This window comes from Fructilactobacillus ixorae (assembly GCF_024029915.1).
GTDB classification, from domain to species: domain Bacteria; phylum Bacillota; class Bacilli; order Lactobacillales; family Lactobacillaceae; genus Fructilactobacillus; species Fructilactobacillus ixorae.
Map to the genome: position 1 here is coordinate 1,049,965 of NZ_CP097478.1, position 13,814 is coordinate 1,063,778.

Annotated in this window: 11 protein-coding genes; 2 read left to right on the forward strand and 9 right to left on the reverse strand. The window is 52.0% G+C overall.

All coding sequences use genetic code 11. The features are described from left to right. Window positions 1-97 precede the first annotated feature (97 nt). On the forward strand, window positions 98-1,054 hold the full coding sequence (locus M8332_RS05330; RefSeq protein ID WP_252779779.1) for an L-lactate dehydrogenase: 957 nt from the start codon (window positions 98-100) through the stop codon (window positions 1,052-1,054). Between the two features lie 55 nt (window positions 1,055-1,109). Here the strand turns inward: M8332_RS05330 and M8332_RS05335 are convergent, their stop codons facing one another. Further along, window positions 1,110-2,276, reverse strand: coding sequence for an aminotransferase class I/II-fold pyridoxal phosphate-dependent enzyme (locus M8332_RS05335; RefSeq protein ID WP_252779780.1), 1,167 nt, complete (start codon window positions 2,274-2,276; stop codon window positions 1,110-1,112). 123 nt (window positions 2,277-2,399) lie between these two features. On the opposite strand from M8332_RS05335, the gene M8332_RS05340 reads away from it, so the two are divergent. Then, window positions 2,400-4,748 carry a Xaa-Pro dipeptidyl-peptidase gene (locus M8332_RS05340; protein ID WP_252779781.1) on the forward strand — a complete coding sequence of 783 codons (2,349 nt, stop codon included), beginning with the start codon at window positions 2,400-2,402 and terminating at the stop codon, window positions 4,746-4,748. 61 nt (window positions 4,749-4,809) lie between these two features. On the opposite strand, the gene M8332_RS05345 is transcribed toward M8332_RS05340, so the two are convergent. The 8 genes from M8332_RS05345 to M8332_RS05380 form a co-directional block, all read right to left on the reverse strand. Then, window positions 4,810-6,471: a formate--tetrahydrofolate ligase gene (locus M8332_RS05345; protein ID WP_252779782.1), complete on the reverse strand. Its 1,662-nt coding sequence runs from the start codon at window positions 6,469-6,471 to the stop codon at window positions 4,810-4,812. A gap of 131 nt (window positions 6,472-6,602) precedes the next feature. Further along, entirely contained in the window at window positions 6,603-7,397 is a 795-nt protein-coding gene (gene phnE / locus M8332_RS05350; RefSeq protein WP_435370804.1) for a phosphonate ABC transporter, permease protein PhnE, read from the reverse strand. A 2-nt stretch (window positions 7,398-7,399) separates the two neighbouring features. Then, entirely contained in the window at window positions 7,400-8,194 is a 795-nt protein-coding gene (gene phnE / locus M8332_RS05355; protein WP_252779784.1) for a phosphonate ABC transporter, permease protein PhnE, read from the reverse strand. Beyond that, entirely contained in the window at window positions 8,194-8,955 is a 762-nt protein-coding gene (gene phnC, locus M8332_RS05360; RefSeq protein ID WP_252779785.1) for a phosphonate ABC transporter ATP-binding protein, read from the reverse strand. Before phnC ends, phnE (M8332_RS05355) begins: the two co-directional genes overlap by 1 nt. A gap of 14 nt (window positions 8,956-8,969) precedes the next feature. Beyond that, window positions 8,970-9,908 (reverse strand): phosphate/phosphite/phosphonate ABC transporter substrate-binding protein, encoded by a 939-nt coding sequence (locus M8332_RS05365; RefSeq protein ID WP_252779787.1) that lies wholly within the window; start codon window positions 9,906-9,908, stop codon window positions 8,970-8,972. 187 nt (window positions 9,909-10,095) lie between these two features. Next, a complete protein-coding gene (gene serS, locus M8332_RS05370; RefSeq protein ID WP_289847009.1) occupies window positions 10,096-11,385 on the reverse strand; it encodes a serine--tRNA ligase in 1,290 nt (429 codons plus the stop codon). A 256-nt stretch (window positions 11,386-11,641) separates the two neighbouring features. After that, window positions 11,642-12,280 carry a deoxynucleoside kinase gene (locus M8332_RS05375; protein WP_252779789.1) on the reverse strand — a complete coding sequence of 213 codons (639 nt, stop codon included), beginning with the start codon at window positions 12,278-12,280 and terminating at the stop codon, window positions 11,642-11,644. 48 nt (window positions 12,281-12,328) lie between these two features. Next, complete coding sequence (locus tag M8332_RS05380) at window positions 12,329-13,798, reverse strand: amino acid permease (RefSeq protein ID WP_252779790.1); 1,470 nt, start codon at window positions 13,796-13,798, stop codon at window positions 12,329-12,331. Between the last annotated feature and the right edge of the window lie 16 nt (window positions 13,799-13,814).

Below are 13,814 nucleotides of genomic sequence, written 5' to 3' on the forward strand. Positions count from 1 at the left end.
ACCTGCCGTCTCCTAACATTGGTATGTGAAAAGTCACACTTTCAATGTTATAATATTTTGGTACACAATTATCTTTAATTTCGAAAGGATGACAATTATGACGAAAAAACACCAAAAGGTAGTTTTAATTGGTGACGGGGCGGTTGGTTCCGCATACGCCTTTGCCATGGTGCAACAAGCAATTGCCGAAGAGTTTGTAATCATTGATGTTAACAAGGACCGGACTGAAGGAGACGCGATGGATTTAGAAGATGCCATTCCGTTTACTGCCGCTAAAAACATCTACTCTGGTGACTACCCAGACTGTAAGGATGCTGACCTGGTCGTAATCACAGCTGGTGCCCCACAAAAGCCTGGCGAAACCCGGTTAGACTTAGTTAACAAGAACCTTAACATCTTAAAATCGATCGTTACACCTGTTGTCGACTCCGGTTTTGACGGCATCTTCTTGGTAGCTGCGAACCCCGTGGACATCTTGACTTACGCAACCCAACAAATCTCTGGGTTCCCGAAGGAAAAGGTCATTGGATCAGGAACTTCCCTCGATACCAGCCGGTTCCGGGTGGCCGTTGCTAAGAAGTTTGACATTGATCCTGCCAGCGTGGATGCTTACATTCTTGGCGAACACGGTGATTCCGAATTCGCTGACCTTGACGAAGCTTCCATCGGAAACGTTCCGCTGTTGAAATATGCTGATGATCGTGGCGTTTCGAAGGAGACCCTCTTAGAATTAGAGGATGACACCCGTAACAAGGCTTACCAAATCATCAACAAAAAGGGCGCTACGTTCTACGGCGTGGGAACTGCTTTGATGCGGATTTCGCGCGCGATTTTACGAAACGAAAACGCTGTCCTTCCTGTGGGTGCTCCCGTTGATGGTCAATACGGCCTCACTGATACCTACATCGGAACGCCAGCGGTGGTAAATGCGCACGGAATTGCCGATGTCTTAGAAATTCAACTGAGTGACGAAGAACAAGCGAAGATGCATGCATCTGCCCAAACCTTAAAAGAAATTACCCAAAAAGGAATGGAAGAAACTGGCTTAGCCTAAGCTTCCCGTTCAAAAAAGAACCGTCTCGGATGTCCGAGACGGTTCTTTTTTAATTTTAATGCTTAGCACAGTAGATTTGTAAACGCTGCACCGCTTCGTGCAGGTTATCCATACTAGTGGCATAGCTCGCCCGCACGTAGCCTTCCCCACCGGCCCCAAAGCTGGAACCGGGAATCAGACCAACCTTCGCCGTTTGTGCCACGTCCTGACAGAAGGCCGCGCTATCAAGGTGAAACCGGTCCGGGATCTTAGCAAAGAGGTAGAACGCCCCCTGGGGTTTTTCACACTGAAAGCCAAGGGCTTGCACAGCTGTGTACAGATAGTCCCGTCGCCGTTCGTATTCCGCCCGCATCGACGCGGCATCGTCCATCCCATTGCCAAACGCCTCCGCGGCGGCCACCTGCGCCGCAGTCATCACGGAGGTCGACATCAGTTCCCGCACCTTGGCAATCTCAGCGACGAGGGCTGCCGGGCCCGCGATGACTCCAATTCGCCACCCGGTCATCGCATGGGACTTTGAAAGGCCGTTAAATAGAACCGTCTGCTCGGGGAGGTACTTGGCAAATGAAACGTGCCGACCCGTGTAGGTTAACTCACTATAAATCTCATCGCTCACCACCACGAGGTCCGTGTGCGCCACAACTTGCGCGAGGGCGGCAATTTGACTGGCCGAGTAACTGCGCCCAGTCGGATTGGACGGAAAATTCAGCAGTAAGACCTTCGCACGGGGATGCGCCGCTAACGTTGCTTGCAACCGCGCGGGCGTTAAGAGAAATCCGTCTGGTTCGGTATTAATTTCAACTAAGTGACCCTCATTCAATTCCACCAAGGAGTCATAAACCGGAAAAGCCGGGGTTGGAAGTAACACTTCGTCGCCAGGCCCGACGAGCGTTGCCAACGTAGCGTACATCGCTTCGGTTACCCCGTTCGTAATCACCACCTGGTTGGTCGGATCGTAATCAAGCCCGTACCGATCGTTCAAATAAGCGGTGGCAGCGGTGCGGGTGGCCAGGCGTCCCCACGTTTCTGTATAGTGACTCTGATCCGCCGTAATCGCCGCGATCCCTGCCTGCTTAACGTGCTCTGGCGTCGGAAAATCCGGTTCTCCGAGGGTTAAGGAAACTAAATCCGGAATCTGCGCCAATTGTTCGCTAAAGCCGTAGATATCTGATAATCGGGTGTTGCGAACGTTGGGTTGAACTGCTTGTGCTAAATTTACCATCTTAAACTTACTCCCACTACATTTATTTTCATCTTTCATCTAGTTATTAATTATTTTACACTATTCTTAAAGCGCTAAACTGAAATTCAGTTCGCCCGTCCCCATTTTACCCAAGGAGTCCTTATGAAAATTAATCAATTTGCCCAACTTACCAACGTGGCTCCCGCTCAGATTGAAGCGGAACTTGCCCGAGTGGGTTTCACCACCACGGCTACGACCATGAAAGCAGCCCTGCACGATTTCTGCCGAACGGTCCACTGGGAATTGACTAGTGCAGCAGCGCTCACCGCACAGCTGGACCAACTGCTCGCTACCCCGACCCAGACCATCCCAACCTTTTTACAGAGTGACAATCCGCTGACCACGGCAAGCTTTACGCGAATTGCGCTCCAATTACTGGGCTTTCAAGCGGGTCCTGATTTTAACCTGGCCGAACCAGTGGCGAGTTGGAAGCAGTTGGGATTGGCGCCCCTACCAGCCATCCAGGACGTTGCCACCTTGCAACAAGCCTGGTACCAGTTGCTCACCACGCATACGCCGGGCGGATTAACCTACCTCGATCAACTGGCCGCCCAGGGCTACTTTACTCAGACGCAGTTTGACCACCACCGGCCGCTTTTTTTTAATGGCAAAGCCCAGGCCGTGTTCAACGTCCGCGATTTTCACTATGAAACGGTCTTTGTGGAAACGGACTTTGATAGCGACGGAGACGGGCACAACGATTTCCTCAAAGTGGAGATTACCCGTCCGGCTGCTTCCGGACCAGTTCCCGCCGTCTATACGGCCTCACCTTACGATCAAGGGGTTAATGAGGCGCTCGGGACGCACCTCACCCACCACGTTGACGTTCCGCTCACTGACAAACCGGCCAACCGCTTTGTTCCAGCCGAACCAGCACCGTTAACGACGGGAGCCCCGCACCACGTCCGCGGGTCGGCCCCGCACGCCACGTTAAGCCATGAACCCCATCCCGGTTACACCCTCAACGACTTTCTGTTACCCCGGGGGTTTGCCAGCGTCTATGCGGCTGGAATCGGAACCCTTGATTCGGATGGCCTCCAAACGTGTGGTGATCCCTACCAGACGGCCAGCACGATTGCCGTCATCGAATGGTTGCACGGGGACCGCCGGGCCTTTACCAACCGCACCGACGGCATCACCGTTGCCGCAAACTGGTGTAGTGGGGAAGTAGCAATGACCGGACGCTCATACCTCGGGACGTTGGCAATTGCGGCTGCCACAACGGGCGTTGCTGGGTTAAAAACGATTATCCCAGAAGCTGCCATCTCTTCGTGGTACGACTACTACCGGGAAAACGGGTTAGTGGTAGCCCCGGGTGGGTTTCAGGGTGAAGATGCCGATGTCCTCGCAGGAGAAACCTTCTCCCGGAGTCTGCGCCCCGGTGATGAGTTACAAACTCGACCAGCTTTTACCGCCCAACTGCGAGCTCTTCAGGCGGGCCAAGACCGCGCCACTGGAAACTATAATCAGTTTTGGGACGACCGAAACTACCGGAACCAGGACGATCAGATTCGCGCCGACGTGTTACTGGTCCATGGCCTCAACGACTGGAACGTCAAACTTAAGAACGCTGGTAACTTTTGGCAGGACATCCAGCACCTTCCAATCAGTAAAAAGCTGATTCTCCACCAGGGGCAACACATGTACCTAAACGCCTTTCCGTCCTTTGACTATTCCGACTTAGTCAACCTCTGGTTAAGTAACAAGCTCGCCGCCGTAAACAACCACGCCGATACAGTGTTGCCAACGGTGATTGTTCAGGACAACGCGACTCCAGAGACCTGGCACGCCCAACCAAACTGGTTCAGTGCCGATTCTAAGGACCACGAGCTCCACTTTGACCATTCTCAGTGGACACAGGCCTATCCGGAAAAGCACTTTGCTGCTTACTGTCAGCACCCCAAGCGGTGGGAAACGCAGCTCACCACCCTGGCAGATCCGACCCTAGCCGACCAACGAACGGTTGCCCAGCTTGAGTTTGATCACGAGCTAACCATTAACGGAACGGTGCGCCTCACGCTTGCCGTTAATAGCGACCACCCGGTGGGGATGATCAGCGCCCAGCTGGTGGACGTTGGCAACGCCCGACGGTTGCAGCCCGCGCCCACCGTTTCCGCTCCAAGAGGCCTACCCCTTGGATATCAGTGGTATCAAGATGACGTCCGGGAGTTCCAGCTAGAACCGACCCCCAGCGACCACAAAACCATTTCCCGGGTCCACCTCAACTTCCAAAATCGAACGAGTCCTGCTGTGACCGAACCCCTGAAACCAGGCCAGTTTTATCGGTTAACTTTAGACTTTCAACCGGTGTACTACCACCTGCCCCGGGGCCGTCAGTTAGCAGTAGTGCTCTACGCCACGGACTTTGAGATGACCACCCGGAGTAATCAGGAGATTACCTACACTTTAAAGAACAGCACTGGCACCCTAACCATCCCGGAACAAGCATAAAAAAGCAACTCTCACTTCGAGAGTTGCTTTTTTCATATTATTATCAAATCGGTCTTGACGACTAAAACAGGCCCTGAATCGTGCCGTCATCCGTAATCTTAATTTGTTCCGCGGCCGGATGCTTCGGCAAGCCTGGCATCGTTAAAATGTTGCCGGCCATCGCGACGATAAAGCCAGCCCCGAGCTTTGGCACTAACTCCCGAATGTGAATTTTAAAATCGGTGGGGGCTCCCAACCGGTTCGCATCATCCGTGACCGAGTACTGCGTTTTGGCCACAATCACTGGTAAGCGATTCCAGCCCCGGTCGGTCAGCTGTTGGAGTTGTTTAGCCGCTTTCGGGGCCATGTCCACCCCTTGACCACCATAAATTTCAGTCACAATCCGCTGGAGCTTGGTTAATAAGTCAGCATCTGGCGCATACAGGGGCGTAAAGTCAGCTGGTTGGTCCGTGGCTTTCACCACTCCGGCAGCCAGTGCTTGTGCACCAGCACCACCGTGGCCCCACACATCAGCAGGATAAGCGGGCACTTCAAGCTGGCGCGCATACTCAACCACCAGCTGGAGTTCTGCATCCGTATCATTGGTAAACCGGTTCACGGCCACCACCACCGGGACGCCATACCGTTTCATACTGTGGACATGCCGACCCAAGTTTGCTAGGCCCCGTTGCAGGGCGGCAAGATCCTCGTGATCAAGTTGATCCTTCGCAAGCCCACCGTGCATCTTAAGGGCGCGAACCGTAGCGACGACTACGATTGCATCCGGATGCTTCCCAAGGAGCGGGGTTTTGACATCGAGGAACTTTTCGCCCCCGAGGTCGGCCCCAAATCCCGCCTCAGTAACCGTATAATCCGCCTGTTGGAGCGCTAACTGGGTTGCTTGAATGGAGTTGGTCCCCTGCGCAATGTTAGCAAAGGGCCCACCGTGAACCAAAGCCGGCGTGTGGGCAATCGTTTGCACGAGGTTCGGGAGAATCGCGTCCTTGAGTAACGTGGCAATCGCGCCCCCGACGCCCAGTTCCGCTACCGTCACCGGGGTTTGGTCGTAGGTATAACCCACCACAATCCGGTTAATCCGGCGTTTTAAATCGGAAAGATCGGTTGCCAGCGTTAAAATGGCCATCATTTCCGAAGCAGCCGTAATCTCGAAGCTCCCTTCCTGAGGGACTCCACTCGTTCGACCCCCGAGCCCGGTCACCACGTGCCGTAACGAGCGATCGTTAACGTCTAGGACCCGTTTAATCACGACTTGACGGGGGTCTAAGTTGAAGGGGTTCCCCTGATAAATACTATTATCGACGAGGGCCACTAGCGTGTTTTGGGCCACGGTTAAAGCGTGAAAATCGCCCGTAAAGTGGAGGTTAATGTCTTCCATCGGGAGCACTTGCGAATAACCACCCCCGGTGGCGCCCCCCTTTAGTCCCATCACAGGACCTAACGATGGTTCCCGCAACGCTAACATCGTCTCGTGCCCGGCTTGGTGCATCGCATCCGCTAACCCAACGGCGACCGTCGACTTTCCTTCTCCCGCCGGGGTCGGATTAATCGACGTTACTAAAACTAGCTTGCCAAAGTGGTCAGGCTGAACGGGCGTCGTCCGTTCAAGCTTCGCCTTCTGCCGTCCATAGGGAAGCACTTCTTCTGGTTGAAACCCAGCGGCAGCCGCCACCTTCGTAATGGGCCACGGGTGCGCTGCTTGGGCAATTTCAATATCACTTTGCATCTTACATCCTCCTTTTCGACCAGCAACCGGTCGCACCTTCCTAATCTCCTTATTTTGAGCGTTGCGAACGGAAAAAGTCAACTCCCCTAAACGAACAAAACCAGGCGCCCCTTCTAAGGACCCCTGGTTAATTAGCCTAAGCGTTTTCGAATGCTGGATGAAGCCGTATCAATCACAATTACCATGACCACGATTCCAATCAGGATAATCCCGGTCTTCGACCAATCACGGGTTTGCAACGCGAACAACAACGGCGTTCCAATCCCCCCGGCGCCCACTAACCCTAAAATGGAAGCGGACCGCACGGAGATTTCAAACCGATACAGCGTATACGACAGCAAGGCCGGTAAAATCGTTGGTAACGTGGCAATCCGAAACGTTTGGAGCTTGGTGCCGCCGGTAGCGATGATGGCCGTTTCCGCACTGCGATCCATTTCTTCGATCGCTTCGGAGAACAATTTCCCTAACATCCCGATTGAATGAACCCCGATGGCCAGCACCCCAGCAAAGGAGCCCGGTCCCACCATTTTAATGAACAGGATGGCTAATACCACTTCTGGAAAAGCCCGAATCGCCGTCAGCAGAAGCTTACCTAACGTTGAGCGGGGATGGAAAAAGCCCTTGGTGGTTTGGGCGGCGAAAAACGCGAGCGGCACACTCAACAGGGCTGAAATGATCGTCCCTAAAAAGGCAATTGCCAGCGTGATCACGAGCTGGGACACTAAGTCTTCCCCACTCCCGTTATACACATACGACCAGTCCGGATGGATTATGCCTTTGAAAATGGCGGCACTTACCCGCCCAGCGGAGCGCTGAATCCCAGTCAAGGGGATTCCGGTGATTGACCACCAGTAGATGGCAATGATTAGCAGGGTCACCAGTCCCCATTTCAAACGAGTAGTTGCGGTTGGTTTGGTTTTATTCATCATTATTGAAGTCGCTTCCTTACGTAATTACTGATTGCGTCAATGACTAGTACAACGGCAAAGATGGCCAAAATAATCACCGCCGTCCGGGGATAATCGAACTGATCCAACGTCTGCTGGAGGTATAATCCAATCCCCCCGGCTCCGAGATACCCCAAAACGGTTGAGGCCCGCACGTTAATCTCTAAGGTATAGAGGAAGTAACTCATAAACTGCCCCGCGATTTGGGGTAAAATAGCCACCCGAATCGTTTGGAGCATGGTCGCACCGGTGGCACGTAACGCCCACACCGGACCTAAATTAATCGTTTCTAAAACATCATAAAATAACTTGGCAATCATCCCGAAGGAGAAAAAAGCGAGTGTAATCACCCCGGTCATCGGCCCAATTCCAAAGATGGCCACAAACAGTGCGGCTAACAAGAGGGTCGGTAGGGTTCTGATTAACGCTAAAATCAATCGAATCAACAACCGCCCCAGCCGGTTTTTCACGATGTTGCGGGCGGCCAGAAAGGCAAAGGGAACGGCCACAATGGCCCCGAGGGTCGTCCCTAGAATCGCCATTTGTAACGTTTGGGCGAGCGTCCCCATGATTTTCGTCAGATAGGGCCAATCCGGATGTTTCATCTGGCTTAACACCACGCCGAACTGGTCGGCATTTTCAAAGAAGGCGTTCACATCAACACCCGTAACGAGGGCTGCATAATAAATTAAAACCAGCAGAACAACGGTCACCGTGATTCCCACCACGTGAAAGCGTTGTCTCAGTGGTTGTTCGGGTACCTGTACCTGTTTCATTAGTCATCCCTCCCGTGTTCGTAAACATCACGGAGCTCGGCTTCGTTGGCTTGTGCAATTGGCTTGTCGTAGACCACTTTCCCGTCCCGCAGCCCAATGATCCGATCGGCATACTTCAACGCCAGGGCCATGGAGTGCAGGTTAACCAGAACCGTAATTCGCTCGTACTTTTTCAGGTTATAGAGGTCGTCCATGACCCCCTTACTCGTCTTTGGGTCCAGCGATGCCACCGGTTCGTCCGCTAACACTAGGGTGGGATCCTGCATAAGCGTCCGGGCAATCGCAACCCGTTGCTTCTGCCCTCCGGACAACTGGTCCGCCCGGCGGTACAGTTTCTTAACCATGTTCACCTTGTCGAGTTGAGCGACAGCTTGTTGCTGGTCCGCCTTTGAGTACCACCCTAATAACGTTTTCCAGGTGGGATAGTATCCCGTCCGTCCGGCTAACACATTTTTTTGCACGGTCGTTCGTTCCACGAGGTTGAAGTTTTGAAAGATCATCCCAATTTTGCGTCGCATCCGCCGGAGCTCTTGGCCGCGAACCTTGGTGATGTCTTCACCATCAACCAGCACCTGACCGTCAGTAACGTCAAGCATGCGGTTAATCGAATTGAACAGGGTACTTTTCCCCGCTCCCGATAGTCCCACGACGGCGACAAACTCCCCTTCGTGCACCGTAAAGTTAATGTCATCGAGGCCTACCACGCCACTTGGATAGACCTTACTAACGTGTTTTAATTCTAATACCGTTTTTTCCGTCACTAGTCTGTCTCCCCCTACTCGTCTAACCGGCCGACTTTTTTCAAATTGGTCCGCACACTGTCAAATTCATGATCCTGAACCGGCACATACCCCTGATGACTATAAAGTTCATAGATAATCTGGTGCCCTTGTTTGGACTTCGCAATCGTTTGAAAGGCTCGGGCAATTTTCTTATCCCACTTGGGACTCATATCCCGCCGCACCGAAATGGTATCGTTCGGGATGGGATGGGTTTTATACAAAACAGCCGTCTCCTTCATGATATTTGGATCATCCTTAGCCGCAATTTTCCGCGCTCCTTGGAACACAAAGGCAGCATCGGCATTCCCGTTATATACGGATAGAACCCCTTGGTCCGCTCCCTTCACGGTGAAGGTCTTAATCCCGTTTTTGTGGATGTTAATCCCGCGGTCGGCTAATTCCACGGCCGGGAAAATATAGCCAGCGGTCGACGTCGTATCCTGAATGGCAATCTTCTTTCCCTTTAGATCACTCAGCTTGTTCACCTTACCGTTCTTTTTCACCACAATTTCACCCAAGTAGGTGTTCGTCGGCACGTTCGTAATGTCTTCCGTGGCATCTGATCCATACCGATACCGCGTTGCTTGTAAGATGGCTTTCACCCCGTAGTTAGCGTGCCCCAGCACGTACGCCGTTGGTGACAAGAAGGCCACGTCCGCCGTCTTGGACCCCAGTGCTTCGACCATCGAACTCCCGCTGGTCGCCACGACCACCTTCACCGGAATGTGTAATTGTTGCTCCAGCATTTTTTCCAGTGGTTTCGCCCGGGCTTCCATCTTGCCGGCGTTTGAAGACGGATTAAATTCCACCACTAGTCGTTTGGGTTGGTAGTTCTCCGCCCGTGAGTGATGTTTACATCCGCTCAGACCGCCCCCGATTACGAGCAAGACCAGCGCTAAGCAACCCACCTTCAGTAATTTTTTGACCTTCATTGCGCTCCTCCTCAACTAAGAATGGCTTTATTTTACCACATTTAAATTAACAATTACAACCTAAACCGGATAAATAGTTCGTATTTTATCGTTTTAAACCGGTAACTTACTTTTGGATAGCCATAAATTGGCGAAATCACGAATTTTAACCACGAAAAAAGAGCGACGCATCCGTCGCTCTTCGAACTTAGAATAATTGTTGTTGGGTGATTTTTTGCATCCCGTGCATGTATGGTTGCAGGACTTCCGGAATGTTCACCGAGCCATCTTCGTTTTGGTAATTTTCCAAAATGGCAGCCACGGTCCGCCCCACGGCGAGTCCCGAACCGTTTAACGTGTGGACGTACTGCAGTTTCCCGGTTTCATCCCGGTACTGAATGTGCGCCCGACGCGCCTGAAAGTCAGTCGTATTCGAACAACTGGAGATTTCTCGGTAACAGTCCTGCGATGGCATCCAGACCTCAATGTCGTGGGTCATAGCAGCCGTAAAGCTCATATCACTCGAGGTTAGGGTAATCACGTGGTACGGTAAGCCCAGTTTTTGCAGGGAACTTTCCGCCTGGTGCGTAATGTTTTCGAGTGCTGCCCAGGAGTCCGCTGGCTTCGTAAATTGCACCATCTCAACCTTGTTAAACTGGTGAAGCCGGATTAAGCCCTTGGTATCGCGACCGGCACTGCCGGCTTCCGACCGAAAGGCAGGCGTTAACGCGGTAAACTTCACTGGGAGCTGCTCAGCTGGAATCACTTCATCCCGGTAAAAGTTTACCAACGGAACTTCAGCCGTCGGGATCATGGTGAGGTCACTATCAGCGATTTCAAAGCCGGCTTTTGTTTCCAAGAACTTGGGAAACTGCCCCGTACCATACATCGAAGCTGAGTTAACCATGTATGGAGGCAAGACTTCCGTGTAGCCCGCGCGGTCATTTTCATCGAGGTAGAAATTGTAGACGGCCCGTTCTAACATGGCGCCGGCCCCTAAGTAGTAGACAAACCGACTTCCGGCAACCTTGGCACTGCGTTGAAAGTCCAGGATGTCTAAGTGTTCCCCAATTTCCCAGTGGGATTGCGGTTGAAACTTAAAGTGGCGGGGCGTCCCCACCTTACGCAGTTCCACGGCGCCCGCTTCCGTCAGACTCACGGGCACCTGATCGTTAGGAATGTTTGGCAGGTGCGCCGCCACATCCTGTTCTGCTTGTTCAACTTGCTCTAAATCCTGGTCCAGCTGTTTAATCGCTTTTCCGACCTCGCGCATCCGTTGAATGGGCGCCTCAGCATCCGCTTTTTGCCGTTTTAACTGCGAAATTTGATCTGAGACCGAATTCCGTTCGGCCTTTAGTTGTTCTGTTTGGACAATCAATTCCCGGCGCCGCTGATCTAGTTCCAAAAGGTGATCCACCGTTTCGGCACTCACGCCCCGGGTGGCCATTTTTTCCTTGAACCAATCAGGTTTTTGCCGCACTAACTTAATGTCAATCATGTTACTACCTCCTATAATTAGCTGTATTTACGTAAAAAGACCCCCGCCCTAATTGGGACGAAGGTCTTTGTTCGCGGTACCACCCAAGTTCCTGACTACGTCAGACACTCATTGGGATTAGTAACGGAATCACCGTGCAGGATTAACTGCCCCGAAGCGTAGCGGAATTTCGAACGATGACTCGCACCCCCCGTCACCTCTCTGTGGTTCTACTGAAACTACGCCATTAGTTTGTGTTTTCTTCATTATACAATATCTAGGCAAAGATTTGGTTAATTTTTGCATCCACCAGGGCAAAAATTTGGTCACGCGCTGCAGGATCCTCCACAAACTCGAGCTGATCACCATCAATCTCCAACTTCGGCGAGAGCTCGTACTGGGCAAACCAGGTATCATACCGTTCGTTTAACTCCCGGTAGTAGTCATAGAGGCTCGCATCGTGGTCAAGTTGCTCATAACTGCGGCCACGCTTCTTAATCCGCTGCAGCATCGTATCAAAGGAAACGTGTAAGTAGATCAATAAATCGGGGAGCTTTTGATAGTCAGCGGGACCGACTGGCTCGAGCATGTTGTGCAACAACGAATCGTAGGTGGCTACTTCCGTTGCCGTTGAACGCCCGAGATCGGCGTTTAAATGAAATAACAGCGAATCTTCAAACAACGAGCGGTCCATGACGCTGTAGCGGTCGGCATTCGCTGCTTTAATCGCCGCTAACCGTTTGTTCAAAAAATAAATTTGTAGTAAAAAGGCGTATTTTTGTGGGTCTTTGTAAAACAACGGTAAAATCTCGTTATCATCGACCGATTCGTAAAACGCCGGGGCATTAAGATGCTCGGCGAGTAAGGTGGTTAACGAGGTCTTTCCCGCCCCAATGGGGCCTGATAAAACGATCATGTGGATTCCTCCCCTGCAACTGGTTTCTAACCAGTTTCCATTGTAGCATTAATTGTGCGCCTGCTGCTCGTCATCTAAATTAGCGGGAGACACGTCCACCTGATCAAGCGGAATCAAATGCGTGTGGTGCACCAACTTGTAACCAAAGAACAAAATTAAGAAGAGTGGCACACTGATGTAGGTCACTGCAATTTCAAACCACTTGCCCTGTACAAAGGACCCAATGTCTTGACCAAAAATTACCACGATACATAAGATCAAACATAACAATGGGCCAAAGGGGAACCAGGTGGCGTGGTACTTGAGTTCATCCAAATGATGCCCCTGCTTAATGAACGCCCGCCGGAACCGGTAGTGGGATAAAGCAATCCCAAACCAAGCAATAAAGCCGGTTAACCCTGAGGCGGCCACGAGCCAGAGGTAAATTTGCGGGCCAACCAAGCTAGTTAAGAAGGTCAGTAGGGCCACAACCGTGGTGGCTAAGAGGGCGAGGAACGGAATTCCGTTCTTACTAATTTTGCCAAAGAACTTCGGGGCATACCCTTCATCAGCCATGGAATAGAGCATCCGCGTTGACGCATACATCCCGGAGTTTGCCGAGGAAATTACGGACGTTAAAATAACCGCATTCATCACACTGGCAGCCGCGGCTAACCCGGCCCGTTCAAAGACAATCGTAAAGGGACTGATTGAGACGTCACTAGCGGATGATCCCAGTAAATCTGGACTCGTGTAGGGAATCACCGCGGCAATCACAAAGATCGCCAAAAAGTAAAACAAGATGATCCGCCAGAACACCTCATGAATCGCCTTGGGCACGCTCTTTTGCGGGTCGTCAGCTTCTCCAGCGGTAATTCCGACTAATTCGGTTCCCTGAAACGAAAATCCAGCAACGACGAAGACGCTGATGATTCCCGGAATCCCGTGAACAAACGGCGCCTGCTTATAGGTAAAGTTACTTAAGCCCGTGGCATGACCACCCATAATCCCAACGATCGTTAAAAAACCCACGATTAAGAAGATAATGATCGTAATTACCTTGATTAGTGACATCCAAAACTCGGTTTCTCCAAAGGCCGACACGGCCAGTGCGTTAATCACAAAAATCAAGATCAGCGCCACGGCACTCCAAATCCACGCGGGAAAATGGGGGAACCAGAACGCCATGACCAAGGAAACCGTGGACACATCAACGGCCACGGTAATCGCCCAGTTAAACCAGTAGTTCCACCCCATGGCAAATCCTAACGCCGGATCAACGTACTTCGCGGCATACGTTGAAAATGAACCAGAGACCGGCAGGTTGGTTGCCATCTCACCCAAACTCGTCATCAAAAAGTAGACCATGATTCCCATTAACACGTACGCAACGAGCGCACCACCGGGACCGGCCTTACTAATGGCTCCGCCACTTGCTACAAACAGTCCCGTTCCAATACACCCACCGAGGGCGATCATTGACACGTGCCGCGACTTTAAGCCCCGCTTAACGTGTTGGGTTCCCTTTTCTGCTTCCATCTTCGTTCCTCCTGTG